General features: G+C 54.2%; 20 protein-coding genes. 8 read left to right on the top strand and 12 right to left on the bottom strand.

Annotated features, from left to right (window positions below; genetic code table 11):
- Positions 1–30 precede the first annotated feature (30 nt).
- On the top strand, positions 31–2,193 hold the full coding sequence (locus LKO31_RS11965) for a TonB-dependent receptor (RefSeq protein ID WP_227690799.1): 2,163 nt from the start codon (positions 31–33) through the stop codon (positions 2,191–2,193).
- A gap of 53 nt (positions 2,194–2,246) precedes the next feature.
- A complete protein-coding gene (locus LKO31_RS11960; RefSeq protein WP_227690798.1) occupies positions 2,247–2,804 on the top strand; it encodes a nuclear transport factor 2 family protein in 558 nt (185 codons plus the stop codon).
- A gap of 63 nt (positions 2,805–2,867) precedes the next feature.
- Here the strand turns inward: LKO31_RS11960 and LKO31_RS11955 are convergent, their stop codons facing one another.
- The 9 genes from LKO31_RS11955 to LKO31_RS11915 all read right to left on the bottom strand — a co-directional run bounded on the left by LKO31_RS11955 (position 2,868) and on the right by LKO31_RS11915 (position 13,456).
- Positions 2,868–3,650 carry an energy transducer TonB gene (locus LKO31_RS11955; protein WP_227690797.1) on the bottom strand — a complete coding sequence of 261 codons (783 nt, stop codon included), beginning with the start codon at positions 3,648–3,650 and terminating at the stop codon, positions 2,868–2,870.
- Complete coding sequence (locus LKO31_RS11950; RefSeq protein ID WP_227690796.1) at positions 3,647–4,069, bottom strand: YbaN family protein; 423 nt, start codon at positions 4,067–4,069, stop codon at positions 3,647–3,649. Before LKO31_RS11950 ends, LKO31_RS11955 begins: the two co-directional genes overlap by 4 nt.
- Positions 4,053–4,646 carry a biliverdin-producing heme oxygenase gene (locus LKO31_RS11945; protein WP_227690795.1) on the bottom strand — a complete coding sequence of 198 codons (594 nt, stop codon included), beginning with the start codon at positions 4,644–4,646 and terminating at the stop codon, positions 4,053–4,055. Before LKO31_RS11945 ends, LKO31_RS11950 begins: the two co-directional genes overlap by 17 nt.
- A gap of 10 nt (positions 4,647–4,656) precedes the next feature.
- Positions 4,657–8,214, bottom strand: coding sequence for a TonB-dependent receptor domain-containing protein (locus tag LKO31_RS11940; RefSeq protein WP_227690794.1), 3,558 nt, complete (start codon positions 8,212–8,214; stop codon positions 4,657–4,659).
- A gap of 110 nt (positions 8,215–8,324) precedes the next feature.
- Complete coding sequence (locus LKO31_RS11935; RefSeq protein WP_227690793.1) at positions 8,325–9,326, bottom strand: FecR family protein; 1,002 nt, start codon at positions 9,324–9,326, stop codon at positions 8,325–8,327.
- A 99-nt stretch (positions 9,327–9,425) separates the two neighbouring features.
- The gene (locus tag LKO31_RS11930; protein WP_227690792.1) at positions 9,426–9,938 is read right to left on the bottom strand and encodes an RNA polymerase sigma factor; all 513 of its coding nucleotides are present in this window, start codon (positions 9,936–9,938) and stop codon (positions 9,426–9,428) included.
- Positions 9,939–10,138: 200 nt separating this feature from the next.
- Positions 10,139–10,963 carry an SDR family NAD(P)-dependent oxidoreductase gene (locus LKO31_RS11925; protein WP_227690791.1) on the bottom strand — a complete coding sequence of 275 codons (825 nt, stop codon included), beginning with the start codon at positions 10,961–10,963 and terminating at the stop codon, positions 10,139–10,141.
- A 50-nt stretch (positions 10,964–11,013) separates the two neighbouring features.
- Positions 11,014–12,195 carry a DUF1214 domain-containing protein gene (locus LKO31_RS11920; RefSeq protein ID WP_227690790.1) on the bottom strand — a complete coding sequence of 394 codons (1,182 nt, stop codon included), beginning with the start codon at positions 12,193–12,195 and terminating at the stop codon, positions 11,014–11,016.
- A 4-nt stretch (positions 12,196–12,199) separates the two neighbouring features.
- A complete protein-coding gene (locus tag LKO31_RS11915) occupies positions 12,200–13,456 on the bottom strand; it encodes a sulfotransferase family protein (protein ID WP_227690789.1) in 1,257 nt (418 codons plus the stop codon).
- 163 nt (positions 13,457–13,619) lie between these two features.
- Between LKO31_RS11915 and LKO31_RS11910 the strand changes: the two genes are divergently transcribed.
- The 6 genes from LKO31_RS11910 (at position 13,620) to LKO31_RS11880 (ending at position 23,666) form a co-directional block, all read left to right on the top strand.
- Positions 13,620–14,705: an AraC family transcriptional regulator gene (locus LKO31_RS11910; RefSeq protein WP_227690788.1), complete on the top strand. Its 1,086-nt coding sequence runs from the start codon at positions 13,620–13,622 to the stop codon at positions 14,703–14,705.
- 653 nt (positions 14,706–15,358) lie between these two features.
- Positions 15,359–17,656, top strand: coding sequence for a TonB-dependent receptor (locus tag LKO31_RS11900; protein ID WP_227690787.1), 2,298 nt, complete (start codon positions 15,359–15,361; stop codon positions 17,654–17,656).
- 59 nt (positions 17,657–17,715) lie between these two features.
- On the top strand, positions 17,716–19,455 hold the full coding sequence (locus LKO31_RS11895; protein ID WP_227690786.1) for a carboxylesterase/lipase family protein: 1,740 nt from the start codon (positions 17,716–17,718) through the stop codon (positions 19,453–19,455).
- Positions 19,452–20,642: a TetR/AcrR family transcriptional regulator gene (locus LKO31_RS11890; RefSeq protein ID WP_227690785.1), complete on the top strand. Its 1,191-nt coding sequence runs from the start codon at positions 19,452–19,454 to the stop codon at positions 20,640–20,642. The genes LKO31_RS11895 and LKO31_RS11890 overlap by 4 nt, the downstream gene beginning before the upstream one ends.
- Positions 20,643–20,798: 156 nt before the next feature.
- The gene (locus LKO31_RS11885; protein ID WP_227690784.1) at positions 20,799–22,106 is read left to right on the top strand and encodes an MFS transporter; all 1,308 of its coding nucleotides are present in this window, start codon (positions 20,799–20,801) and stop codon (positions 22,104–22,106) included.
- Positions 22,107–22,121: 15 nt separating this feature from the next.
- Positions 22,122–23,666 carry a class I adenylate-forming enzyme family protein gene (locus LKO31_RS11880; protein ID WP_227690783.1) on the top strand — a complete coding sequence of 515 codons (1,545 nt, stop codon included), beginning with the start codon at positions 22,122–22,124 and terminating at the stop codon, positions 23,664–23,666.
- 507 nt (positions 23,667–24,173) lie between these two features.
- On the opposite strand, the gene LKO31_RS11875 is transcribed toward LKO31_RS11880, so the two are convergent.
- The 3 genes from LKO31_RS11875 to LKO31_RS11865 all read right to left on the bottom strand — a co-directional run bounded on the left by LKO31_RS11875 (position 24,174) and on the right by LKO31_RS11865 (position 26,988).
- Positions 24,174–24,938: an SDR family NAD(P)-dependent oxidoreductase gene (locus LKO31_RS11875; protein WP_227690782.1), complete on the bottom strand. Its 765-nt coding sequence runs from the start codon at positions 24,936–24,938 to the stop codon at positions 24,174–24,176.
- 128 nt (positions 24,939–25,066) lie between these two features.
- A complete protein-coding gene (locus LKO31_RS11870; RefSeq protein WP_227690781.1) occupies positions 25,067–25,852 on the bottom strand; it encodes an enoyl-CoA hydratase/isomerase family protein in 786 nt (261 codons plus the stop codon).
- A gap of 8 nt (positions 25,853–25,860) precedes the next feature.
- A complete protein-coding gene (locus tag LKO31_RS11865) occupies positions 25,861–26,988 on the bottom strand; it encodes an acyl-CoA dehydrogenase family protein (RefSeq protein WP_227690780.1) in 1,128 nt (375 codons plus the stop codon).
- Between the last annotated feature and the right edge of the window lie 5 nt (positions 26,989–26,993).

Below are 26,993 nucleotides of genomic sequence, written 5' to 3'. Positions count from 1 at the left end.
TTTGATACACCCAAAAAATATGGAGTTTCAATGACCTTAGCCCTCCCCCGAACGCTGCGTCTTGGCAATTTGGGAGCCTCGCTTTTCGCGCTGACGACCGCCCTGTGCGCCTCGCCTGTTTTGGCCCAAGATGATGGCGGCCTTGAAGAAATTGTTGTCACGGCTCAGCGTAAATCAGAATCGCTGCAAGACACGCCCATTTCTATCGTTGCGTTCAGTTCAACGGCGCTAGAAAATAAGGGCATCGGCGGCCTTTCGGACCTGCAAACCCAAGTGCCCAATTTGCAGCTCACGCCATTTCCCAACAATGCCACATCCCCGCGCGTCTACATTCGTGGTATCGGCAACAATAGCGATCACCACACACAAGACCCAAGCGTCGCCGTTTATGTGGATGGTGTCTATATGGCCCGCAGCCAAGGTTTGGCGACCGAAGTCGCGGATCTGGAACGTATCGAAGTGTTGCGCGGTCCCCAAGGGTCGCTTTACGGTCGTAACGCCACGGGCGGTGCCATTAACTTCATCACCTCTGCCCCAAAACTGGGGGAATGGTCAGCCAAGCAAAATCTGACGATTGGCAATCTCAATCATTTCAAATCCCGCACCCTGATCAACATTCCTGTCGGCGACAAACTGGCCGCGCAATTGTCATATATGCGCAGTTCGCGCGACGGTGTTACCGAAAATCTGGGAACCGGTGTAAAGCGTTTTGGCGACCAAGACCGGACCGCGTATCGCGCCGCTCTGCGTTGGCAGCCCACCGATACGCTGGACCTGCGTTACACCTATGACCGCACGGAAATCGGCGACACGCCAGCCCATGCCGCCTCGGTTCAATTTTATCCGGTGCAAACCCCGCGCCCCAAACAAGGTTCGCCCTTGGTTCGGGACCTGAAGGCCAATGACATTGTGTCGCAAGGCCATGCCTTGACTGCCACCTTGGATATCTCTGATGATGTGCAACTGAAATCCATCACGGCCTATCGTAAACTTTCCAGCTTCACCAATCAGGATTTTCTGTCGGGTGTGCTCGGCAATTTTGCCGCAGCGAAACTGTCTTTTGACCAAAAACAAGATCAATTTTCGCAAGAACTGCAATTGGTCGGCAAGTTGGGTGACCGCCTCGACTATGCTGTCGGTCTTTATTATTTCACCGAAAAATCGGATGGCTTCGACACATCGCTCCAATATGGCACGCGCCAGATTGATCGTTGGATAACAGCCAAGAACAAGGCGTATGCAGCCTATGCCCAAGCGACCTATACGCCCGCTATCGCAGATGACCGCCTGCACCTGACCGTCGGCGCGCGTTGGTCACGCGACGAACGCCGTGCATCCTATGAACGCGATGTCTACCTTAGCGGAACGCTCGACAACTCAACACCACTGACGTTCGGCAAGCAAAGCTTCGAAGACTTCAGCCCCAGCGCGACACTGGCATTTGATATCAATGACAATGTGAACAGCTATGTTCGCGTCGCATCCGGATATAAAACGGGCGGATTTAATATCGGAGCGAGTTCAGCCGCGCGCTTCAGCGAAGGCTTCGCCCCCGAAGATGTCATATCCTATGAGTGGGGCATTAAGTCGGATCTTCTGGACCGTAAATTGCGTATCAATGCCGCCTTATTCCACATGGATTACAAAGACATTCAGGTAAACGTCCCCGACCCTGACCAAGTGTCGGTCCTCGACGTGATCAACGCTGGTAAGGCTCGCATTCGTGGCATCGAACTCGATATGCAAATGCGGCCCACACAATCGCTTAGCTTCAGTTTCAACTATGGCTATCTTGATGCGAAATATATCGAAATCCTCAACGCCACGGGCGCGGATATTACCAATAATTTCGTTCATATCAGTGCGCCCAAACATGTGGTGTCGACCAGTGGTGAATATCGTTTCCCCCGCACGTCCATTGGCGAGTTGAGCCTTGTTGTGGATTATGGTTTCCAAGATAAGCACTTCGTTCAGCCCAATGATCGTCGCTATATTACCGGTGATTATGGACTGCTGAACGCGCGTCTGAATCTGTCGGACATTCCTGTTCCGGTGGGCGAATTGCGCTTCAGCCTGTGGGGTAAAAATTTGACCGGAAAAGATTATTATATCTCGCACGGAAACCTGTTTGCCCCCGGTGCCCTATATGGCGATCCGCGCACTTATGGCGTGGATTTAAGCTTCTCCTTCTAAGCTAAGCACGCGAGGCGAGCCCAATGAAAATCTTCTACCCCATAGCTAGCGCAATGGCCGTAGCATTTATGGGCTTGCCTCATTCCTCCGCCGCCGCGAAACCCACGACCCATGAAATAGCAGCGCTGGATATTGTGATCGACAAACAAGCGCTTTATGAGCTGAATTTGCGATACGCCCGCGCCGTAGACCGAAAAAATTTCGAAGCTCTTCGTGCTTTATATGCCCCCAACGGCTTTCACGATCATGGCGGGATGTTTAAAGGATCGCCCGATCAATTTATCGCGTGGCTGACCAAAAGCATGGTGGATATCGAAACCCAGCATCTGGTCGCCAACAGCCTGTTTCATGTGACGGGCGATACAGCGACAGGCGAAATTTATACGATAAATTTCCACACCATGCCCAAATTATCGTCAAACTATATCGCTGGTGGTCGATATTTGGACCATTATATCAAAATCAATGGGACATGGCATTACCAGTCGCGCCTGCGCGTCATCGACTGGTCCGAAGAGCGGCCCGCCAGCATCGGTAACACCGCCGCCAATCTGATGAAGGGCGCCAGCGGCGACGCAGATCCTTCCTATGATTTCGACGGATTGCGATAAATATATATTCTCTCGCCATCATCCTCTGATGCGCCCCGCTCTCGCCGACCGATTGCCTGTTCCTTATGAAATGAAAAACTCCACCGGCACGGTCAGTTCAAGCGGGTCTGGCATATCATCTGGAATGGCAGGCAAAGGCTGAGCGCGTTTGAGCGTATCCAAGGCAGCACGATCTAGGCGCGCTGATCCTGATGTTTGCATAATCTTGGACGACAAAAGCAATCCCCGACGATTCATGGTGAATTTCACATAGACCACGCCCTCTTCTCGCCGCGACATGGAAATCGCGGGGTATCGGCGATGTTGTTCCAAATGCGCGAGCAGACGCGACTGCCAATTGGCATTGTCACTGCTGGCCAGTCGCGGAGCTGGCGGGGCTTCTATTGCCTTTGGGGTGCTGCTTTGCGTGACTTGCGTCACGGTCTGCTGCGACAATGGCGCCGCTTCGCTGGGTGTCACCATCGGGCGCGACAATGGCGTGGCAAGCTGTGTTACAGGCGGGGTCTTTTCCTCTGCCGCTTTTTCTTCTTGTTGGGGCTGTTGTTTGGGGCCTTGCATCACCTCAACGCGCGGCTCAGGCGGTGCAGCGATTGTATCAAATGTTGCGACCAATGGGGCATGCACCTCGGGCGGCGGGGTCAGCATTTGCCAACTGAAAAAGCAGGCGCATAAGATCAGCGCGCAAATGCTGGCCGTGCCGGAAACACCAAATAATCTTTCCCTTAGTCCCAACGGACGGTCGCTGTAGCGGCTGATCATGGGGCTTTGCAGGTGGCCAACGCAATCCATGGGCCGTTCATGGGGCAGCCATTCGTCGCGTGCGGGAAGCGGGTGGAATTGGGTCATGCCCCTGCCGCCGGTTCCGGCCGACGAATGATCCAAATCGCCCAGAATGATAAGAAAAGGGCGACGCCGACGGATATGCCCCAATGCGGCTTCACATGCAGCCAAAAGAGGAGGAAACCCACGCTCATGCCAAGGCAGGCATAAATTTTCGCCCGCCGTGGCACCGCCCCCTGTGTGCGCCAAGCGCGCAAGGAAGGACCAAATCGGGGGTGAGTCAGCAGCCATGCTTCAAGACGCGGCGATGAACGCGCAAAGCAGGCTAACGCCAGTAGCATGAAATCGGCGGTTGGCAACAAAGGAAGCATGATGCCGATAATGCCCAAGGCGACGCACAGCAAACCTAGCCCAGCCCAAACAGCGCGGGCGAAACGCCCGCGCTGAAGCAGCGTGTCCTGAACGGGATCAGCCAAGGCGCGCATTCGCCAAATGTTGCACGCACTGAAACGCAGCCTGTGCACCCGCGACGACGCGCTCCTCTTCCTCTGGGGACAGGTCAACGGCGTCTAAGCTGGCCGTGAACTGGCGCCAATGGGCCGCGGGGCCTTCGGGCGCAGGGGCAAGGTGGCGGGCACCAAGACTGTCGGACAAGCCCAGTTTTGCAGCCTCTTTGCGCAGCAAAGCTGCGCCCATATTGGAACCTTCGGCGACATATAGCCAACCCAAGGCGGTGGGAATATCCGCCTCTTCGTCTTCGCTGAACTGGGGTTTTCCATCGGCATCCGGCAAGGCTTTGCCGAGATCGGCCAAATCAGCCGCAATAAGCGGGCTGCTGCGGCGTTCGGCCAGACCGGGAAGCGCCGCAAGAAGCGCGTTATCGCTATACAGGGCGTCAATTTCGCGGTGGAACAAATATTGGATCGCCGCAAAATTGGCATAGCCATCCACCGATTGGAACGACGCGGCGGCCATGATGCTATTGTCCAAAATCTCATGCGTTTCGCGGGTCAGCATCTTCAAACGCAGCGCGCGCGATGGGTTTTCAATCACAAGGGTCATAAATTTATCCTTAGAAACGGTAGCTGATGCCCATGCGGACGGAATGAAGATCGGCGCTGGTGCGTTGGACACGCCCACGGACCATATTGCTTTTGCCTTCATCGCCTTCGGTGATCCGAATGGGCTGATTGGTCGTGGGATCACGCAAGATGGCGCCAGTGACCGGATCGCGTGCGAAGGAGACCGATGACCATTGCTGAGAAATACCCGCACGGGCATTGTCGAACGCAAAGTCTTTTTGGCCGAAGCGCGCATAGCTATATTCGGTGCGCAGCGACCAATTACGGCCCAATGCACGTTCCAATCCGAATCCGGCGGTCCAACCCTGACGATTGTGCTGCACTTTTTCTTCGAAATAATGCTCGACAATATTATTGATACCACGGTCGCCGCCGCCGCCAGACCGATATTGATTGCGCTTATCGGTTTCCCGAAGCCACGCGATACCCCCCGTGCCGTAAATCAGGCTTTGGCCCAGAGAATAGCCCAATTTGCCGCGCAGGGTCATCATGCGATCCCAAGCATAGCGCGTATCAGATTCCAACTTCCCGCTATTTTGGAGAGCGGCGACATAAGTGCTGGTTTCGGTGATACCGACAGAAGTCCAGCCGCCCAAATTGCCACCCGCGATGTCGGCTTCGACGCCCAAAACGATGTTGCTGGGCAGCTGATATTGATAGCCTGCATGGAAACCAGCCATCATATTGCGAAGCGACACATCCACTCCGCTGTCATTGACCAGATCGGCGGGATTGCCAGCGCTATCCGTTACCGATCCTTGGGTTTTCCCAAAGCCATAGCCGATGTTGGCCCCCACATAAGGACCGGTCCAATCCACAGCATCGTCATTGCCCTGTGACGAAAACCAATTGCCGGGCCAGATGCCAGACTTGGAACCCAATTTGCCTGTCACGCCGATACGGACGGTGCGGCCCGGTGCCGGAACATAGGCCGCGCTCATTGGTTCGACATAATAGCGATCGGTGAGATTATCGACGCTCATATCCAAGGACAGGCCATCGGTCAGTTGGAACTGCCCGCTCAGATCGACCAAGGCATAGGGGTTCCAGTTGATAGCGGAGATGAGCGGTGACCAGCCGCTAACCGGAACCTCCGCATCAATGGGGCGCTTGCCGATATAGGTGAAACGTGCGCCAATTTTTGCGCGGTCATCCCATAATTTTTGGCTGATCGACGCACTGGCTGACCATTTTGGCGGAACCGTATTGGTCGCATAATCCGATGCCAACGTACTGGCGATACAGGGCTGGTCAACCCGGCAATAAAGAATGCGATCATAATAGGTCGCACTGGCATCGACGCTCAGGCCGCCGCGCTGATAGCTGATGCTGCCTTCCAAACCGCGCATTTTGGCGCGATCGATATTGTACATCTGCATCGCATAAAGGTTGGACAGATATTTACGGGAAATAAAATCCTGTACCTGATTGTCGAACCACGCAATCTTGGCGCCGAATTGGTCTTGTTCGCTCAGCAAGCCGTTTTGGCTAAAGCTGGCACCATATTCCCAATTATGGGCTGTTTCTTTTCGCAAATCGGGGTTCGCGATCATGAAGAAGCCAGCCGTCGCTTCGAGCAAGCTCGGCAAGCGGGACGCATGTTTATACGTCGCAAAGATTTGCACACCATCAACCGGTGCCAATGTTGCGCCGAGTGAATAGTTAAAGGCATCTTCGCTCCGATTCAGCACGTCGGAATTGATGACGCGGCCACTTTGGCGGTCCATCAGATCATAGCTTTGGTAACGTGCGCCCGCCGACAAACGCAGCCAATCCGTGGGTTCCAAAGCGGAATCCAAGAATAAGCTCCATTCCTTGCGTGTGCCTTCGCGGCCAGGCGGGATCGAGCTATTGCCTTTCCATTCACCAACGGGCCCAGCCTTTTCGTGCAGATAGGATGCGCCATAATCCGCTGACAGCAAGCCAAGGCCAGTGTTGATCACGGAACTGTTGGTGAGGTCCATTCCCCAACTATCCATATAGCGCACCGATGGGTCGCTGTTGGCGAGAGAGGGCGCGCTTTCGGTCAGTTTTGACAGCCAAGCATTGATTTTCAAATCGACCAGATCGCCGGCAGGATTCCAACGATAACGTGCGGTGAAGCGATCCAAATTGCTTTTTGACAGAAGATTATTTTGATAGACGATGCCCTTCGCATTGCTCAGTGAACCCGGATAATTTTCGCCATAGCGGTTCCAAAATCCCCCATAGCCCAGTTCAACAACATGGTCGTCAATGGGACGAATGGTGACTTTCACCAAAGCCGATTGGGTTTCAGCGGATGTGTTATGCACCTCTTCGCCGCCAACAAAGGTGGTGAGCCCATAGCCGTCATAAAATTGCACAGCCCGTTCGCACAGGGCACGCATGCTGGTTTCCGCTGGGTTCGACGCGCAATAGGCCGAGGGGGTGTCCGTTTCTTGCGGTGCATCTTTGCCATTTTTACCAGCAAAATAATTGCCCATTTTGCGGAAGGAGTAGCCCGCCACCACATCAACATCCGCGCCGCGCCGTGCCAATACCATGCTAGCCGAACCGCCCGTCGGCATGAAAGCACCAGGCCGGTCGCGTTCGCGCGTGGCCGCATAATGATCCCCATAGGAAGAGCGGGCACCCAACAGGTTCGAGCTCATCGACGAACCCGGAGCCACGCTGTTGGTCGAAACGCCCAATTTGAACCGCAGACCGAAATCATCATCGGCCGCCAAAATATCATTCACCCCGATGGTCGACATCGCAACAGAGCCACCGATACCGCCAGAAATGGCGTTGGCCATCGACGGACCTTTTTCAATCGCCACATGGCTGATAAAGTCAGGGTCAACGAAGCTGCGGTTGCTCACGCCTTGATAACCGCGATACACGCTGGTCCCGTTGATCGCGCCATCGACCGTGACGGGAACGCGGCCCTGCCCTTGCAGACCGCGAATATTGACATCCAAACCGCCGCCGGTGCGCGCTTCCGCCGAGATAACGCCAGCCGTGCCGCGCAGCATATCGGCGGGGGTACTGACTGGATAGGCTTCAAGCGTTTCGCGGGTGATGACATTCACCGATCCAGCGGTGCGATAGACGCTGCCAGATGTTCCATCCCAGCCCGCAACACGGCCATTATTGCCCGCTGTGTCCGCGTCATTGGGTGCCGTGTCGCTGGCCCCCTCAACGCGCAGCGTGTTGAGCGTGACCACATTATCGGAAACTTGTGGCGCGCGCTCTATCGTATAGCTTTGACTGCCGGTTTTACGAAATGTCAGCCCCGTTCCAGCCAAAATGTGGGACAACCCCTCGGCCGCCGCAAATTGGCCTTTCAGTCCATTGCTGGACAAGCTTGCCGAGAGATTAGCCCGATAGGATAGCTGAACTCCGGCCTCACGGGCATAATGGTTGAGCACGTCCGTCAAGGCCCCTGCCGGAATATTATAGCTTTTCGCTTGCTGCGCATAAGCCGGTGCCGATGACAGCACCGTGGCCGCTAAAGCCGTTGATCCTAGAAGAAGGGCCGCTGCTGTGCGTTGGCCAATTTTTTTCACTCCGAAAGACTGTCTCACCTTGATGTATTTCCCGCTGTTCAGATCTGGTGATGATATTGCTAATGCGAATATCTTGCATTTATGACGTGCGAGGTTTGGGGAATGAGAGGTATAAGAGCGAAAAAATTTCAGCTCGAGATGAAAATAAAATAATCCGTCAAACGGCGCACTTTGACGCCAACGGATTGCTCCAGCTGCGCAACAGCCAGAACCGGATTATCCACCCGAAACACACCACTGACACGAATATCACGCGCCTTGCCAAAGGCATGAATAGTCCCGCTATGATAGCGCCCGATAGCCTGAATAACATCGTCAAGGGGGGCATCGTTGAACACCAATGCGCCATCAGTCCAAGCCGTAGCGTTGACGCTATTGCTCACCTGAATATCACCTAAACCCTTCCGTCGATCATAGCGAATGGCATGCCCCTCATTCAGAACGGCGTTATGCGGGCCGTCGACCTTATAATCGACGCGCACCTGATGCTCGGTCACGGTAACAAGGGTGCCCCCACCCTCTTCGGCCACCAAAAATGCTGTGCCCAAAGCGGTGGCGCTTCCCTCATTGGACAACACGGTGAAGGGTCGTTTGGGGTTGGACGCAACCTGAAACAGGGCCTTTCCTTGCAACAGCCGAATGCTGCGCCGCTCTGGCTGATAATCAACCTGTATCGCGGTTCGTGTATCCAAATGCACGGTGGAACCATCTGCGAGGCTAATGACGCGCGTCTCGCCTGTGCCGGTTGCATAATCAGCGCGCAACTGGTTCACCCAGTCGCCGGATAATGGCAACAGCATCAACAACAGGCTGGCTGCCATCGACGTACCGACAACAGGCAATTTGAATCGACTTTTCCCTTGTTTCCGAGCGACAGGCCAGCGACGACGCCAGCTCGTTTTTAAACGATGTTGGCGTGTTTCAACATGTATCGGCACATAATCCAATTGCGCCCAAATCACCCGCATTTCATCATAGGCCTGCGCATGTCGTGGGTCCGCCGCGAGCCAGACATCCCGTGCCAGTTCCGCTTCCTCTGTCAGGCCTTCATCCAATCCGTCAGCAATCCACCGTGCGGCTTCGTCCGAAATCGCGCTAGATAATCTGTTGCTAGCAGGAAGTTTGTTCATCAAATTTTTCCTAGCGCAGTCATGCAAAGCCGTACGAAAATGGGCCCATGTGATAGTGACGAACGATAAAGAGATAATGAGAGGTGCAGGGGCGAATTTTTATTCTTCGCTGTCCCGTAGATATTGATGACAATGTTTCAGCGCATGGCGAATATGTTTGCGAACCATATCTTGGCTGATGCCCAGTCTGGTTGCCGTCGCGCTGATCGTCAATTCATCGACCTTAATCAATTGAAACACTTGGCGGCAGCGAAGCGGCAATTGCTCGACGGCCTCGCCTAGCCGGACCAATTGTTCCTTGTCTAGCAACTGTCGCTCCGCGTCTGGCTGACCGTCGCCCAGCTCCGGATGAACCTCCCCGCTTTGAAAAAGCTTATCATGCCGCTGAAGCGCACGCAGATGATCAATCGATAGATGGGAGACGAGGCGAAATAGATAGGCGCGCTTGTTGATGATCGGTGGATAATCCTCCACGCGCTGAATTCTAAGCCACAGATTTTGAGTGACATCCTCCGCCGCAGTCGCGCTGCCCACAATCCGCTGCGCAAAGCGGATCAAGCTTTGACGTTCCTTGATGAGAAGGCGCGATAGGGAAGCAGAATTGCGGAGCATTGGTGATGCCCTACACTATTGCTACTTATTCGCAATAGCGAGATTTCACAGAATCAGTTCACCGTCCGGACCTAAGCCACTGGCGTGCGGTTGTCAGTTGAAGACGGTTTGGGCTAACGCCGGCCTATCTGCGAGCATGGCGCCCGCAGATAGGCTTGTTACGAATATATGAGGTTTTAGAGCCGCTAAGTCGCTCAAGCTTAGGGCATATAGACGCCGCCACTGACGGATACCAACTGACCTGTAATATAGCTGGAGGCATCGGACGCAAAGAACATCGCGAGCGCGGCGATATCTTCAGGGCGACCAAGGCGCTTGATCGGCAGACTGCTCATATTGAACAAAGTTCCATCTTCCAGCGACGCTTGCATGGCTTCGGGTGTGCCCATTTCCAAGCGATTCCAGAAGCTTCCTTCCGCAATTTCATCATTTTTGTGGGGTACGATCCAGCCTGGAGCGATGGTGTTTACACGCACGCCCTTCGGACCCCATTCATAGGCCAGCAGCTTGGTAAAGCTATTTACGAAGCCTTTGACCGCGCCATAATGTACAATATCCTGAGCAGCTTCGCCCAATAATGACGAGTTGGAGGAGATGTTGATCACGCTGCCCACGCCGCGCGACAACATGTCATTGGCCACGGCTTGCGTGCAATTGACTACGCCGTCAATGTTCAGGGCGATTTCCCAGCGGCGGGTTTCGGCGTCCAATTCATGAAAAGGACGCGTGCTGCCCACACCGCCCGCATTGTTCACCAGCACATCTGCTGGACCAAAATGCTCATGCGCCACTTTCAGCATGGCTTCAATGCTAGCTGGGTCGGTAACGTCGGTTTTCACGGGCAGAACCGTGCCGGAAAAGCCCTGCTCTTTGACCCGAGCGGCGATTTTTTCGCCAGTTGCGACATCCCGCGATGCGGAGATGACATTGGCGCCTTCGCGGGCGAACTCTGTCACCAAACCATGACCGATGCCACCGCTGCCGCCCGTGATGATCACGGTTTTACCTTTTAAGCCCAAATCCATCTGACCAAATCCTTTTTGTTTTTTGTTAATTACCTGATTTCAATTCGATATTACCATTTGAAGCGCTTGATCACACCGCGGCGACGCTCGGCCAATTGCTCGCGGCGTTGATCAGGCGAGATTTGCTTGATGGAAGCGGGCAGATGCGCGAATAATTCCGAACGCTTCACCTGCTGGCATTGCGGGATCGGGCAAGTGTCACCCATCATCCAGCGGAAGGTAATATAGCCTTCGCTATGTCCCGATGGGTCCAGCCAGTTGGGCAGGCCGGGGTCGGTATGGCTAACCACCACGATCAGTTCGCCATTGTCTTCCAGCACGGCATGATGGCAATTGGTGCTGGCCAAACGATTGCGATAATCCATCGTTTCCCACCAATAATTGCCAAATTCGACGGCCCAATAATGCGCCTTTGGTGGCGTCACCCGAATGATCAGCGCCTCGTCGGGCGGCAGCATCCAATAAGCGATCAGCGGTTCGCCGCCCGGTGTCGCGTCAATCTTATTGTCATCAAGCTGGCGATAAGACAGGAACTTGTTGGGCTGAACCTTCCATTTTTCGATCATGTCGGCCCAATAGGTAATCGACCATTTCAACCAATGGGACGCGCTAGCCAGCCCGTTGACCACATGTTCGGGGGTCAATTGCGGCGGCGCACCGTCGCCGGTCAAGCGGTCAATGCGCGCTTCCATCGGGCTTTCGCCTTCCCAATCCGCGAAAAATTGGCGGAATGTCACGCGGAAGGTTTCCGGCGTGGTCTTGATCCAATTGCCGGGTTGCGGATCGGGGCTGAGGAATAGTTCGAAATTGCCGTCTTCGTCGGTCTGGATTTGATCACCGAACAAAGTGCCAGCCACGCCGCCGCCCCACGGTGTTTCGCCTTTTTCAACAACCGTCACGCCGAAGTAAAGCGAGCTTCCGCGCTTGCCCGAAATGCGATAGGTGTCGGTTCCGTTGATCGGTCCGCCGACATAAAGCGCGTCCGTATTGTCGCCGCCCTGTTTTCGGATGGGGTTAAAATAATGAAGCAATTCGGGGTGGAGTGGGTCGCTATTTTCCATTTCCAAGGCCAGCGCCAAGCCGATGTTACGCGACAACAATCGAAACGCAGCCGCGCGGTCCACGGGATTGTCAGAAGCCGTTTCGCGCAAAGCAATATCGCCAGCGGATTTCAAATCGTCACAAAACCGGTCCCAGGCTTCGCGCAAATCTTTTTCATATGGCTTGGTCACTCGATTAATCCTCGCTGGGTACGTTAAAATAAGTCTGGTAGCGATCAAACAATCTGCGCGTGCTATCCTGCTGATCTACCGAATATTTATGGGCTCCAAATTTGCCCTTTGGCTTGTTCGCCAGATAGGATTCAACCGCGGCGCGTGTCTCCGCCGTGAAGGGAAAGCCCATTTTTGCATAAAGCGCCTCGAGCGCGGCGACAGGGTTTTCGACTAAGTCGGAATAGCGGGAATTGGATATTAAATCCGACGCTATGGCCCCAGATTCCATCCAGTCAATCATCTGCTCCAGCCGCGCAGCCGTGCCTTCAGGGGATAATAATTCTTCAAACGCTTTGGCATCAAAAGCCTTGTCGCTGCGCATCCAATACAGGGTGCCCATCAAATTGGTCACCGAACCTTGGGCCTTGACCGGATCGCGATGGGTCACCACCACCCGCGCATCGGGGAATATTTTCATCAGCACCGGCAGAAAAGACTGATGCTCTGGTGCTTTGAGCAACCAATGATCACGCGGATTTTTCCACTGAAGCAGTTTCAGCAATCGCTTATAATAGCGATAAACAGGCTCCTGGTCCGCGGAAAATAACCAGTTGGTGTAGCTAGGCACCTGAAATGTGGCGGCCAAATGCTGCGAACGGAAGCTCAAACGAAAGGCGACGCCGCATTCATTGGGAATCCACGCCCCCATTTCGTGCATCGATTGATAGGTAAGTGCCACGCGCCCCATCTGGGTGATGAGGTGATGCGCGCGGGGAACGCGCGGATCTGTGCGATAGGTCGCAGCCTCAGGGGGCGGACAAGGCAAGACAAACTCCCAATTTGCGGGTGCCATAAACTGTTTGTCTTGAGCCAAAAGTTCGAACAGGATCGATGTGCCGGAGCGCGGCAAGCCCGTTACGAAAACCGGCTGCTTGATTTCTTCATCCTCAATTTCCGGATGGGCGTTGAACACCGCCTCGATTTGCAGGCGGGTTTCCAAAAACAACAGCAATTCGTGGCGCGTCCACAAGCGACCAAAGGCATGGAGTTCGGCCTCTTCCTCAATCGCGCGGACGAGAATTTCAAACGGCTCGCGCCAATCATCCTCGCCGAAATCGCTCAGACCGGTGCGCTGCATGGCGGTCGAAATGAGTTCATCGGCGTTCAGCGGCGCAACAGCGCCCATGTCCCATGTTCTTGTTTCATCAAGAAATGTTGCCAGCCATTCGGGGCGCGGCGGCGGGGCCCATATATTCGCGTCTGTCAGTTTATCATGCATTGAAGCGCCTTCCTCTCATGGTCCGCGTGCGCTGTTTATCGTCGGCTTTGTTGTCCATCGTGTAGAGTGCCGTCGCACCCATCTGAAATAGGAATTTCGTTCAATATTAGGTGGTTTTTCGTTCAACCTATCCCTATCAAAAAGGGATGAAGCGGAATTTGCCATGAGGCCGTCGCCGGTTGCGGAAATCACCGCAAGCGTCATCCTGCGTTTGCTCCAGACGGCGGCACGCGTTGGCGCGGAACCTGCAGACATTTTGATGCGGGCGCATGTCCCATACAGCATGGCGGATCTGGAAGGCATGACGGATCGCGCAGGCGGAATGGACACCCTGCCCCGCCATCACGGCATCGCAATTTACCGTGAATCCATCGTGACTATCGGCTGGCATTCGAGCCGCCTTGACCACAAACCACAAATGCATCCCGACGAATTTCGGCTGATGTGTTATTGCGTGATCAGTTGCCGCAGCTTTCGGGACGTGATTGAACGACAGGCAATGTTTTTTCGCACGCGCGGTGATCGTATCTCGGTGATTGAACTAACCGAGGCAGGCCCACTTGCGATTGTAACGGTCGATACTCTTAGGCGCCGAAAAAGCTTCAGCGCCTTTCTTACGGACCTTGCGGGAATGTCGATTTTTACGCGATTTTACGCTTGGTTACTGGGTATCGCGCCCCAAGAATTTCACGTGCAGTTGATGCATAGTTCCGCCTTTGCCAATGAAGCAATGGCCGATTTTTTTGCCGGTGATCTCGTCTTTGACGGGCCAGTGAACAACATTTCCTTTTCTCAATCCCTGCTCGCTATGCCGATTGTTCGCACTCCTGAAGAACTCGATAATCTGCTGCTGGAATTTCCTTTTGAATATATCGCGGCACCTCCCGTCGGAATGCCGCTACGGGACAGAATTCGCAGCATATATAATATGTCGCTCGCACGATTTGCGCCTTTCCCAACCACGACAGAACTTTCCAATTTGGTGGGCCAAAGCATCAGCACCATTCGCCGCCGATTGGCCGAGGACGGCAGTTCGATACGCACGCTCAAGGATATCGCCCGCCATGATGCGGCCATTTACTTGCTTCGCGATGGGCGGCGCACAATTGATGATATCGCGCTCTCCATCGGATTTCGAGATATCCACAGCTTCCGACAGGCCTTTTTGCGGTGGAAAGGCATGACCCCGTCCCATTATCGCGACATCATCCAGCAAAGTCACGCGAACGGCGGCGAGACACGCGATTAAGATCTATCAGATATAGCGCCGCAGGATCGCGTCGAACCCCAAGCCGTTTCGTCGCAACATCGCGCCAATAGTCAACATTTACCGGATATCAACTTGGCCCGCCTTGGCGATCCCAACCAACAGCTCCGTGTTACCTGAGAAATATGGACGGGATAGCAAAGCAAGCTGCGAAATCATGGCAGGCGCGTGGGCAGCGAGGGCCCAAAGGACGGCCAAGAAACCGATTTTGTGCCGTGCGACTTCGCATAGCTGATGCTGTGCCACAGCATATCTGCTTCCGCCGCAACCTACACTTGCAGGGCAAAGAAGCTTGGCTGGTGAGCGAACATCGCTCGAAAGGAGAGCGTAAATATTATCGCACCAGCCAGTTTCCGAGATGCGGATACCCCGCTCCACTCCCGTAAATATCAACGGGGCCTGTTCTCGCCCAGCGTCCAAAGTGAGTGAAAATTCACGATGTCGGCGGCCGTCGCGCCGCCCAATTCGAAGACGACCCTTTTTTACAGCGCACATTCAGAACATACCGATTGGATAAAAAATATGAACGCAAATCAATTTTCCGCTATTGATTATCCATAAACTTAGGATATCCGTAGCATCAACCAATATGAGTCTGATCAAAATTACAGACCGATAAGGTGGGAGCGGATATTATGACAGTGAAGTTTATGCGAAACGGCTTGGCTGGCGTCAGCCTATTGGCCATTTGCCCTGTAGCTAGTTTTTCGATCACGGCCTCGGCGAATGAACTGGCCTATGAGACAGTCGATGAAATTGTGGTGACGGCCAACCGCCGCGAAGAGAGTTTGCAAAAAACATCGCTGAGTATCACCGCCTTCACGGGTGATACATTGCTCGAAACAGGGGTTTCTGATTATGACAGCCTGGTCGCCTCTGTCCCAGGCGTCATTGCGACGGGCGGTAGCAATTTCAGCAAATTAACGATGCGCGGCATCGAGACCTCACAAACGACCAGCAGCGTCGGTGCCCAGCGTTCCGTTTCCATTTATTTCGATGATTTGCCGCTAACCAGCTTTGCTGTGGTGACGCCAGATATCACACCATATGATATTGAACGCGTCGAGATTCTCCGTGGACCGCAAGGGACTTTGTTCGGCTCTGGCTCCCTCGCTGGCGCGGTTCGTTTTATCAGCAAAAAGCCTGATGCCACTGGGTTCGACGCACGGGTTGATTTGGATGGTGGCGTGCAAAAAGGTGATGCCTATCGTCGCCGTGCAGCCGCCATGGTCAACCTGCCCATCATTTCAGATAGATTGGCCGCCCGCGTCGTTGGCACATATAAGAAAGACGATGGCTATATCGACAATGTTGGAACCGGCGTAAAAAATAGCAATTTGATCAAGGATTGGGGTCTGCGTGCAATGCTGCGCTGGACACCCAGCGATGCTTTTTCGGCCAATTTAAGTGGCAGCATCAATAAAAGCTTTAACGGCGATGTGCCCTTTTTTGATCCTGATCGCGGTTTCCGCAAATCATTTGAAGACGAACCCTTTGCCGTCGACAGCAAACTGAGCACGGCTAATTTGGGGCTCGATTATGATCTGGGCTTTGCCAATTTGGTTTCGTCCACCAGCGTGGCCAGCGCCCCCTCAGATTGGAATTTATATTTAGAAGCCATTGTTCCTGGCGTCCCCCTGCACCTGCGTGAAGAGGTGAACACCAAAAGCTTAGTCCAAGAGATTAGGCTCGTCTCCAAAGCGTCTGAGAAATTCGACTGGGTTATTGGCGGCTATTTTCTCCGCCAGAAAACGCGGCAACGCGACGCCCAATATTTAAGCCAAGATTTCACAGATTTCATCGGCTTAACAGGCCTGCCAACAAACTTTGCGCCCGGAGCAACCTTTTCCAACGACATTCAAATTAAGAAAAATGTGGAATTGGCAGCATTTGGTGAGGCCAATATTTATGTCAGCGATCGTTTGAAATTGACGGGCGGTGTCCGTATCACAGACAGCGAATTTTCAGCCTTAGTGACGGGCGAAGGCGAGACCGCTCCCGACTTCTTTAGTGCGTTGATCGGCGCCCTGATGGGCAATCCCAGCGATGTCACGCTGACGCCGCAATTGCGCCAAAAATTCAGCACCGGTCATAAGCTGAGCGTATCACCCAAATTTGTCGCGACCTTCCTGCCCAACGCAAATCAAACCTATTATATCTCCGCCTCCAAAGGCTTTCGACGTGGGCAACCCAATGGCACTGTCGCTGGAAATAATGGCCGCAGCCTGATTAATCCGGACGACCCTGCTATCGTGCCGGAAAGCGCCGCTGGGGATAGCATTTGGAACTATGAACTGGGCGCCAAGCTTCGTATGTTCGATCGGCGCGTTCAGGCCAATTTTGCGGCCTTTTATATCGACTGGTCGAACATGCAGATTCCGCTCGTCCGCAGCTCTGATACCGCGCCATATGTCGGCAATATCGGAAAATCCCGCTCGATCGGGCTAGAAGCCGAACTAACCGCGCAGCTTTCCGGCGGATTGGATTTGGGCGTGAATTTCCAAATCCAAAATGCCAAAGTCACCAAAATCACCGAAGAACAATCTTTAATTTCTGGCGCGTTGCTCCACAGCCCATTGGCGTCACCCAAATTTAAGATCAACGCCTACGCCCGCCACATTTGGGCCTTGGCTGATGGTGGAGAGCTTTCGGCGCGTATTGATCTTCAACATAATGGCTCTTTTGCCAATAGCTTCCCCAACACGCCGGGAACCAGTACCCCCAGCCCCACTTATAACATCATCCCGTCACATGAGGTTGTGGATGCCAGCTTTGGGTGGAGCAAAGGTCAATTGGGGGCAACGCTTTATGCCGAGAATTTACTCGACAGTAAGGCAATCAATTTCATTAACCCCGCCAATTACAGCTACAACCGCTTTGGCACATTGCGCCCGCGCGTCATCGGCCTGCGCTTAAGCTACCGCTATCAATAATTATTGGGCTGTGGAAGGGCATATCCCTTTCACAGCGCCCTGCAAGAAGGATCAAGCCCATGCAGGCGTCGAAAATCAAATTAGCTCTATTGGTACCGGTCGTCTGGAATATGGTTCACGCAGCAGCATCAGCGCAGTCGCCACAAGCCGTAACGGCACCGCAACAAGCGCCGCAAAATATCACCATCAGCACGCCCCAAGGGCCTGTTATTGGCGATATTGTCGCGGACGGACGAGTCCAGCGCTTTCGCGGATTGCCTTATGCTTTACCACCTGTGGGGGATCGGCGCTGGCGGGATGCCTACCCCGCTGCAAGTTGGACACAACCAAGGCTGGCTGATCGAGCTGCGCCGGCCTGTGTCCAAGGTGAAGCCCCAGCAGAATATATCACCCAAAGCGGGCAGAAGCAGCCCTTCTTCTTTTGGGAACCGAACCGCTTATCAAGCGAGGATTGCCTCTATTTGGATATATGGGCACCGCAAGCAAAGAAGGATGGCCCCAAAAAGCCGGTGATGCTGTGGATCCACGGCGGAGCCTTTGTCGGTGGCACCGGCAGTGCGCCCATTTATGATGGGACATCTTTGGCATTAAAAGACGTTGTCGTCGTTTCCATCAACTATCGTTTGGGAATTTTTGGCTTTCTGTCCCATCCTGCGCTGAGCGCGGAATCGCCCAACGGAACATCGGGCAATTATGCTTTAAGCGACCAGATAGAGGCGCTGCGCTGGGTGAAGGCGAATATCGCAAGCTATGGCGGCGACCCGAATAATGTGACGATTTTCGGGGAATCTGCGGGCGCATGGGCGATCAGCTTGCTGATGAGCAGCCCCAAGGCAGAGGGTCTTTTTCACAAAGCCATAGCGCAAAGTGGGGCCTATCTATATTCCATGCCCCATCGCAGCCAATCAATCGGCGGCATGCCCTCGGCCCATGAGGTTGGTCAAAGCTTTGTGAAATCCGTCGCGCAGGGGGATATTAGCAGGCTTCGCGCGATGACCGCCGAGGAGGTACAGGCAAAATCGGCGGAAATTCCTTTCGCTAGCAACGGCTCTTTGGCCATTATCGACGGACATTATATACAGCAATCCGTGCGAGATATTTTCGAACAAGGAAAACAGCATAAAATCCCCACGATCGTCGGGTATAATGCAGATGAAGGGTCTGGCCTGTCCGATTATTATGTCGTCGCTCCGACAGCTGAAAATAGCGCCGCTTATCGGGCCGATGTAAAGGCACGCTTTGGGGATTTGGCCCAACGCTGGCTGAAATTATATCCTGATACAGATTTAACCGCAGCCACCTTTAATGCCTTTCGCGATAGCGAATTTGGCTGGAGAATGGAGCAATGGGCACGTGCTTCGGATCGCGCAGGGCAGCCAGCCTATCTTTATTATTTCGCCCAAAATCCGCCGCAAGGAGATATGGTACGGGCCATGCCCTTAGGCCATGGTATGCGGCGATTGGGCGCACATCACGCCGCTGAAATTGCTTATGTCTTTGATAATTTCCCGCAAGGCATGGCGGTTCGGGATGCAGATCGTTCGATGTCCAACATCATTGGTGATTATTGGGTCAGCTTCGCCACAACGGGTAAACCCGTGGCGCGCGGGGGCGATGAATGGAAACGCTTTTCCGCATCATCACGCCATCGCATGGTTTTCAGCGATGGTGCCCGACTGGAACGTGATACCAACGCAGAAATATGGTCAATCCATCATGAAATTGATATCCGCCGCGCAGCCGCCAATATCCCATGGAATGGTGGCTCTGCTGGGCTATTGGGCCGCGCGACGCCATGAGTGACCAAAAAACACCGAAACAAGCACGGCGGAGCGCCGAATTTGTCTCTGCCGCGATCAGCATTATCAATCGACGCGGCGTCAGTGGGATGGTGCTAGCTGATGTGGCAGCAGATCTGGGCTTGGCTCCCAAAGCGTCGGCATATTATTTCCGCCGTAAAGAGGATTTAGCCACCGCCTGCTTTTTGGATGCAATCCAGCGCATTCAACATTTGATAGCGGAGGCCTCCAACGCTGCGCAGGCGGACCAACGCACCTCAGAATTCCTCACCCATTTTTTCGACCTGCGCCGACGCGCAAAATTGGGGGAGATAGACGAATTAACCGCCCTCAATGATGTTCGCGCGCTGAATTCTCCAGTGGTCAATGCAGCCTTTGTCGCTCTGTTTCGCGATATGAGGGCGCTCATTTCCGATGCGCAAGATGACGTAAATCGCCTCGCTTTATCTAGCCAAGCCCATTTGCTCCTTGCCCATTGCCACTGGTCAGCCTTTTGGCTGATAGGCGTGTTACCCGATCGATATCCAAAGGTTTGCGAGCGTCTAGCTGACATCATAATCCATGGCGTCGCCGCAACAGGCGTGCCTTGGGACCCGATCAAGCTCATCACGTCGGAGCAAGCCCCTTCCGATCTGCGCGGGACAATTCTGTGCGCCGCAACCAAGCTTATGAACCGTCAAGGTTATCATGGCGCATCGGTGGACAAAATTTCAGCGGAAGTGGCGACAACAAAGGGCGGATTTTATCATCATATGGGCAGCAAAGATGAGATGATCCTTGCCTGCTTTGATCGCAGCCTATCGATCATGCGAGAATCATTATTGGCAGCCGAAGCTGTTTCGGCAAATGGATATCAAGCCCTCGCAACGCTGGCCGCGCATCTTGTCTCATTGCAATTGCAGGACGGTGAAGCCCTGCTTCGAATGTCAGCGCTGACAACATTGCCGGAAAATTTGCAGGCTGTAGTCATCGAAAAATACCAGCAAATTGTTCACTTGCTCGCATCTATCATCAGTGACGGTATCGGCGATGGTTCGTTGCGACCGGTGGATGCCATGCTGTCGGCACAATTGATTTTGGGCATGATTAACAGCGCCGATGAACTGCCCAGCTTCGTTCCATCAATCACCGCAAATGATGCAACATCATATTATGTAAAACCCTGTTTTACAGGAATTTTTAGCTAATTTTGGCGCAATCAACCCGCCTAAGGTCCGATGTCTGCAACGGCATGGGAGAGCCAAGGTTGCGGGCGTTGCCCACTTCTGGGTGAGGAAATAGCTGTGATAACAGCAAAAACGAGATCCGACACAATGGGCAACACATACCGATATCCAACGCCAATGGTCGCCTGGAGCAGTTTGTTCGTGCTCGCCATCACCTATATGATCAGCTTTTTGGATCGGCAGATATTGGTGCTTTTGATTGAGCCGATCAAAGCGGATCTTCAGCTTAGTGATACAGAAATAAGCCTATTGAGCGGCGCGGCCTTTGGCTTGGTCTACACGGTCAGCGGCTTATTTATGGGCCGCTTTGCCGATCTATGGGTGCGAAAATATGTAATCATGCTGGGCGTTGCTCTGTGGAGTTTGTTGACCATGGCATGCGGCTTGGCACAAAGCTTCCTTCAGCTTTTCGTCGCACGTACGGGCGTAGGTTTGGGCGAAGCAGCCCTGACGCCGGCTGCCTATTCAATGATCCCTGACCTATTCCCGCCAGAGCGCCTGAACCGCGTGATGAGCATCTTCATGGTCGTGGGCGTCGTCGGCGGCAGCGGCGCGGCCTTGCTGCTAGGCGGTTTGGTGATCGGCGTCTTCCAAGGCATATCGGCGATCAATCTTCCGTTATTGGGGGCACTGAAAATTTGGCAATTGGTGCTATTGGCCGTGGGTGGCCTAAGCCTTGCCATGCTCATTCCGCTGGCCTTCACGCCCGAACCCATAAGGCAGAAATCCTCCCTATCAACTCATGGCAACAGCCTTTCGACCTCAAGCTTCTCGGATGTATTAAAGCTACTTTGGAGCAACCGCCCCATCTATGGACCGTTCACCATTGCGACGGCCTTTTTACTGTTAACAGGCTATGGGGTGGGCGCTTGGCTGCCGACCTATTTTGTGCGCGTTGTCGGTTGGAGCGCCAGTCAAACCGGCGTGCTGATGGGCTTGGTCTATATCCCTTCAGCGATTGCCGGCGGATTGCTGGCTGGTTGGTCCGCCGATGCTTTACGAGCACGCGGCATAGCGCATGGCGCACTTTGGGTCATGGCATTGGGCGGAGCAGCGTCGGTTCTGGCATTACATATAACAATCTTCGGCCCGCCAATCTTTTGGGCCAAGGTCAGCGGCCTAATGCTCACCAATTTCTTTGGGATGGTTCCAGTCGCTGTATATCCGGCTATCTTGCAACAGATTACCCCTGCAGAAGTGCGTGGGCAGGTATCCGCGATTTTCCTCTTCATCATCAACCTTGTCGGCTTGGCATGCGGTGCAACGATCGTTGCCTTGGTGACCAATCAGATTTTGCAAGACGAACAGGCCGTCGGAACGAGCATCGCCATTGTAGCAAGCGTTGCCACATTTATCATGCTTGCCGCTCTCCTATGGGGCCGGCGCGCTCTTGCGGCCCATATGGCCGATGACCTTCAACCTTAGGGCGGAACAATTGCTATGACGAATATATTCAAAGATTTCGATCAATATTTGGTCGAAGGTGCAACGACAAATTCGGATCGGCTGGCCTTAACGGACGGCATCACATCGCTGAGCTGGGTCGAAATGGACGCCTATGTCAATCAAATCGCCCAAGCGCTTATCGCCAAATCCATTGGACCCGACCCGAAAGTGGCCGCTCTTTCTGCTAATAGCATTGAATATATGTTAGTTTTCTTCGGCTCCTTGCGGGCGGGAGCAACGTGCGTGCCCTTATCAACCTTGGCATCTCCTGCCGCGACCCTAGCCATGGTGGAAGATAGCGGAGCGAAAATTTTATTCCTGTCGGATGACTATGCCGCTCAATTCGGACGTCATTTTGAAAATTGGGAAAACAGGCCTGACTATCATATTGTCCGGCTCAATCCGGCATCCCTTACCGCTTTCATGGCGGAATATCCCGCCGTTCATCCCAAGGTAAATATCGAACCCGATCATGGTTTTAATCTTATTTACTCCTCTGGAACAACAGGCGTCCCCAAGGGCATCATGCATGATCGCCGTTATCGTTCGCGGGAAATTGCAGACATGTGCGGCGGCTTTCTCATGGATCAGCGCAGCCGGACGATCATTTCGACACCGCTTTACAGCAACACCACCTTATTCTGCTTATTATCGGTCATGGCTGCAGGCGGGGCGGCCTATATTATGCCCAAATTTGATGCGGATCGGTTCTTGAAAATTGCGGGTGAATTCCGCCCAACCCACCAAATATTAGTTCCAGTTCAATATGATAGAATATTATCCTCGCCACAATTTGACACCACAGACCTCTCGTCCTTCCATGTGAAATTTTGCACAAGCGCTCCGCTAGCTGCCGCTAAAAAACGCGAAATCTTAGATCGTTGGCCCGCAGGCGGTTTGGTCGAATTCTATGGCATGACGGAAGGAGGCGTCTCCTTCATCCTGCTAGCCCATGAACATCCCAATCATCTGGCGTCCGTGGGACAACCAACGGCAGGGAGCGACGTTGTGATCTTGGACGATCAGGGACAGATTCTGCCAACAGGCGCGAAGGGCGAAATTGCAGGATGGTCGCCGAAAATGATGCGCGGCTATCATAACCAAGCCGACGCCACAGAAGAAACAATCTGGATCGCCCCTGATGGTCGAAGGTTCCAAAAAAGTGGTGACATCGGGTGGATGGATGACGAAGGCTTTCTCTTCCTTCTAGACCGAAAAAAAGATGTGATCATTTCGGGCGGCTTTAATATCTATGCAAGCGACCTCGAAGACATAATCATGCAGTCGCAATCTGTGCGGGAAGCCGCGGTGGTCGGTGTCCCAGACGAAAGATGGGGGGAAACACCAGTTGCATTTGTTGAACCGCGCGGCCAACAATTGGACGTCCCATCACTTTTAACAAGCGTCAACAAGCAGTTGGGTAAAGGGCAGCGGCTTTCGGCTATCCATGTGATTGAGCAGCTTCCTCGTAGTCCAATTGGCAAAATCCTGAAACGAGAATTGCGTGAAATTGCAGTTCAATTTGCCGATAAAAACTAGTTTCGCCTAGGATTTAGCGATCGACTATATGTATCACATATAATTGGGGGCCAGCTCTGCGACCCCTGAGTGGATGATTTCGACATTCAGGCGGGATCGGCGGCTATTTTCGGCATCCACCGACTGACTTCGCGCCTTTTCCTCCGCTCGCGATCACTCGGTAGGCTACTGCTCGCTTTGCACGCATATCGACGTGAATCATCTTGGGATAGAAACCAAACGAGATGCTACGGCATTTGCCCTTATGCCTAGCATCGAAGCGCCAACAGAGCGCGGCTTTCAGCACCGCACACATATGACGCTCGCGACCGTCGCACAGTTGATAAGATGCAAATTACAACTTGGTCTGCGCAACAGAAATGCTGATCGCGCCGCCACCTACTAAGCACCGTGACGATGCAATCAGCGCATCGGCTGGCAGGCCATGATGGCCTATATGAGGCCATAACATCGCGCACAAACGCTTTGGCGCGGTCGCCAATGGACCGCGCCCTTTTGAAGCTGTGCTTAGCGCGGGGCCATCCGAATGGCGCCGTCCAAGCGAATAGTCTCGCCGTTCAGCATCGGGTTGCGCACGATGGATTCGACCATCATCGCATATTCGTCGGGGTCGCCCAGTCGCGCGGGGAATGGCACCTGACCGCCCAAACTATCCCGCGCTTCTTGTGGCAAGGATGCCAACAAAGGGGTGAGGAATAGGCCGGGCGCCACTGTCATCACGCGGATGCCATATCGTGCAAATTCCCGTGCGATAGGCAGGGTCATCCCCGAAACGCCAGCCTTGGAGGCGGCATAGGCGGCTTGGCCGATTTGGCCATCAAACGCCGCAACCGAAGCGGTGTTGATGATCACGCCGCGCTCTTCCTTGCCAATCACATCGGCATCATGGATGCGCGCCGCGAATTTCGACAAAACATTGAATGTCCCGAACAGATTGATCGACACGATTTTGGTAAAGTCGGTCAGCGGAATGGCGTTGCCATCGCGGCCCACCACTTTGGCCGGGGGGCCAATGCCCGCGCAATTGACCAAGATGCGCGCCTTGCCATTCACTGCTTCGGCTTCGGTCAGGGCCGCGTCTACGGCGTCGGCGTCAGTGACGTCCACACGCTGAAAATGGCCGCCAATCGCCGCTGCATGGGTCGCACCCAATTCCGCGTTCAGATCAAAAATCGTCACCTTCGCGCCAGCAGCGGCCAAACGGGCTGCGGTTGCACCGCCCAAACCAGATGCACCGCCTGTGACGATGGCGCTTACGCCGTCAATTTGCATGAAATACCCTCTCTACATTGGAAATATATCACCGACCGGTCAGCGCCTCTTGGCCGTCGTTGCGGCTGCGCTGAAGATATCCGGCGGTGTGCGAAAATCATGGCGGGGGGATGCGCCGTAAACGCTGGCTACAGCCCCAGAAAATTGGCGGGACGCTTCGCCAGAAAGGCCGCCAGCCCTTCCTGATATTCGGGGCGAGCGCCAGCCGAAGCGATGGATGCCGCTTCATCTTCCAACTGGCCTTCCAGCCCATTTTGGAAGGATCTTTGTAACAAACGCCGCGCCGCGCTGACCGCGCCAACCGCCGATGCCGCCAGTTGGTTGGCGGCCGCTTGCCCCTCTGCGGTCAAGGCCGCATCATCCACCAAGCGCGTGATCAACCCAATGGCTTCGGCTTCCTCACCTTTGATCCGGCGGTTGGTCAGAATAATCTCCTGCGCCTTGCGCAAGCCGACCAAGCGCGGCAACAGCCAGCTCATCCCGCCATCGGGCGTTAAGCCAATCGCGCTATACGCCGCCGTAAAATGGGCCGAGCGTGCGCTCAGCACCACATCGCCGGCAATCGCCAAGCTCAGCCCAGCGCCCGCCGCAGGCCCATTGACCAAGGTCAACAGCGGACAAGCCATGCGCGAGAAACGCGCAACTGCCATATGCAGCGTGCCCGCCAATTCGCTCAACAAGGCCGACGCACCGTCGCCCGCATCCGCAAAGCTGCTCACGTCGCCACCAGCGCAGAATAAACGCCCAGCGCCCGTCAGCACAACACAGCGAATGGAGCGATCCGTTTCGCAGCGAATGGCGACATCGACCAGCGCACGCGCCATATCCAAATTAATGGCATTGCCAACATCGGGGCGATTGAGCGTGATGGTGGCGACGCCGTCTTGGACGTCAAAAATTACAGATTTGGCCATGGTTCACCTTATAAAGCGCGGGCAATCACCATGCGTTGGATATCGGATGTGCCTTCGTAGATTTGGCAGACGCGCACGTCGCGATAGATTTTGGCCAAGCCAAATTCTTCTAAATATCCATATCCACCAAGGGTTTGGATTGCGCCAGAGACGACAGTTTCCGCCGTTTCAGAAGCGACCAATTTGGCCATCGACGCTTCTTTCAGGCAGGGCAGACCGGCATCTTTGGCGCTGGCGGCATGCAGGACCAACTGGCGCGCGGCTTCCAGCTTGGCTGCCAAATCGGCCAAGCGAAACCCGACCGCTTGATGTTCGATAATCGCTTTCCCCATCGACATACGGTCGCGCGCATAGCCGACGGCGATATCCAGCGCGGCCTGCGCCATGCCAATGGCCTGCGCAGCGATGCCAATACGCCCGACTTCCAAATTGGATAAGGCCAGCGAATATCCGCCGCCTTCTGTACCAAAGCGCAGATCATCTTCCAAAAACAGATCATCAAAGCGAATGGCGCAAGTATCCGATGCAGCCTGCCCCAATTTATGCTCCACCTTGTCCACAATATAGCCCTGGCGGTCGGTGGGAACCAAAAATCCGGTGATGCCGCGCTTGCCCGCATCCGGATCGGTGACGGCATAGACAATGGTCAGACCGGCAATCTTACCTGACGTGATGAATTGCTTGGCCCCGTTCAAACGCCAACCGCCATCGACACGCGTCGCCCGCGTACGAATGGCAGACGCATCCGATCCCGCATCTGCTTCGGTCAAGGCAAAGGCACCCAGCATACGCCCCGCAATCAAGTCCGGCAGAAAGCGAGCCTTTTGTTCTTCGGTACCAGTACGGGCCAGTGACCCGACAATCAGGCTGTTCTGAATGCTGATGATCGTCGACAGCGCGCCATCCGCCGCCGCAATTTCCATCAATGCCAAAGCATAGGACACATAATCCGCGCCTGCGCCCCCCAAATCTTCGGAAATGGTCATACCCATCAGGCCCAAAGCGGCGATTTCCTGAAATAATTCGGGTGGATAGGCCCCCGCCGTTTCGAAATTCAGCGAGAAGGGACGAATGCGGTCCTGCGCAAAGGCGCGAACCGCATCGACAATGGCAGACTGCGTCTCATTCAGAATCATATACC

This window comes from Sphingopyxis yananensis (assembly GCF_020687785.1).
In the GTDB taxonomy this organism is placed as follows: domain Bacteria; phylum Pseudomonadota; class Alphaproteobacteria; order Sphingomonadales; family Sphingomonadaceae; genus Sphingopyxis; species Sphingopyxis yananensis.
Note: the sequence above shows the minus strand (reverse complement) of the source record. Positions and strands in the feature narration are given on the sequence as shown.

Excerpts from the sequence above, each read along its gene's own strand:
- LKO31_RS11935 (WP_227690793.1), bottom strand. The coding sequence starts at position 9,326 with ATGAACAAACTTCCTGCTAGCAACAGATTATCTAGCGCGATTTCGGAC.
- LKO31_RS11895 (WP_227690786.1), top strand. The coding sequence starts at position 17,716 with ATGCAGGCGTCGAAAATCAAATTAGCTCTATTGGTACCGGTCGTCTGG.
- LKO31_RS11900 (WP_227690787.1), top strand. The coding sequence starts at position 15,359 with ATGACAGTGAAGTTTATGCGAAACGGCTTGGCTGGCGTCAGCCTATTG.
- LKO31_RS11880 (WP_227690783.1), top strand. The coding sequence starts at position 22,122 with ATGACGAATATATTCAAAGATTTCGATCAATATTTGGTCGAAGGTGCA.
- LKO31_RS11930 (WP_227690792.1), bottom strand. The coding sequence starts at position 9,938 with ATGCTCCGCAATTCTGCTTCCCTATCGCGCCTTCTCATCAAGGAACGT.
- LKO31_RS11955 (WP_227690797.1), bottom strand. The coding sequence starts at position 3,650 with ATGACCCAATTCCACCCGCTTCCCGCACGCGACGAATGGCTGCCCCAT.
- LKO31_RS11865 (WP_227690780.1), bottom strand. The coding sequence starts at position 26,988 with ATGATTCTGAATGAGACGCAGTCTGCCATTGTCGATGCGGTTCGCGCC.
- LKO31_RS11960 (WP_227690798.1), top strand. The coding sequence starts at position 2,247 with ATGGCCGTAGCATTTATGGGCTTGCCTCATTCCTCCGCCGCCGCGAAA.
- LKO31_RS11870 (WP_227690781.1), bottom strand. The coding sequence starts at position 25,852 with ATGGCCAAATCTGTAATTTTTGACGTCCAAGACGGCGTCGCCACCATC.
- LKO31_RS11925 (WP_227690791.1), bottom strand. The coding sequence starts at position 10,963 with ATGGATTTGGGCTTAAAAGGTAAAACCGTGATCATCACGGGCGGCAGC.
- LKO31_RS11965 (WP_227690799.1), top strand. The coding sequence starts at position 31 with ATGACCTTAGCCCTCCCCCGAACGCTGCGTCTTGGCAATTTGGGAGCC.
- LKO31_RS11910 (WP_227690788.1), top strand. The coding sequence starts at position 13,620 with ATGAGGCCGTCGCCGGTTGCGGAAATCACCGCAAGCGTCATCCTGCGT.
- LKO31_RS11885 (WP_227690784.1), top strand. The coding sequence starts at position 20,799 with ATGGTCGCCTGGAGCAGTTTGTTCGTGCTCGCCATCACCTATATGATC.
- LKO31_RS11950 (WP_227690796.1), bottom strand. The coding sequence starts at position 4,069 with ATGCGCGCCTTGGCTGATCCCGTTCAGGACACGCTGCTTCAGCGCGGG.
- LKO31_RS11875 (WP_227690782.1), bottom strand. The coding sequence starts at position 24,938 with ATGCAAATTGACGGCGTAAGCGCCATCGTCACAGGCGGTGCATCTGGT.
- LKO31_RS11915 (WP_227690789.1), bottom strand. The coding sequence starts at position 13,456 with ATGCATGATAAACTGACAGACGCGAATATATGGGCCCCGCCGCCGCGC.
- LKO31_RS11945 (WP_227690795.1), bottom strand. The coding sequence starts at position 4,646 with ATGACCCTTGTGATTGAAAACCCATCGCGCGCGCTGCGTTTGAAGATG.
- LKO31_RS11890 (WP_227690785.1), top strand. The coding sequence starts at position 19,452 with ATGAGTGACCAAAAAACACCGAAACAAGCACGGCGGAGCGCCGAATTT.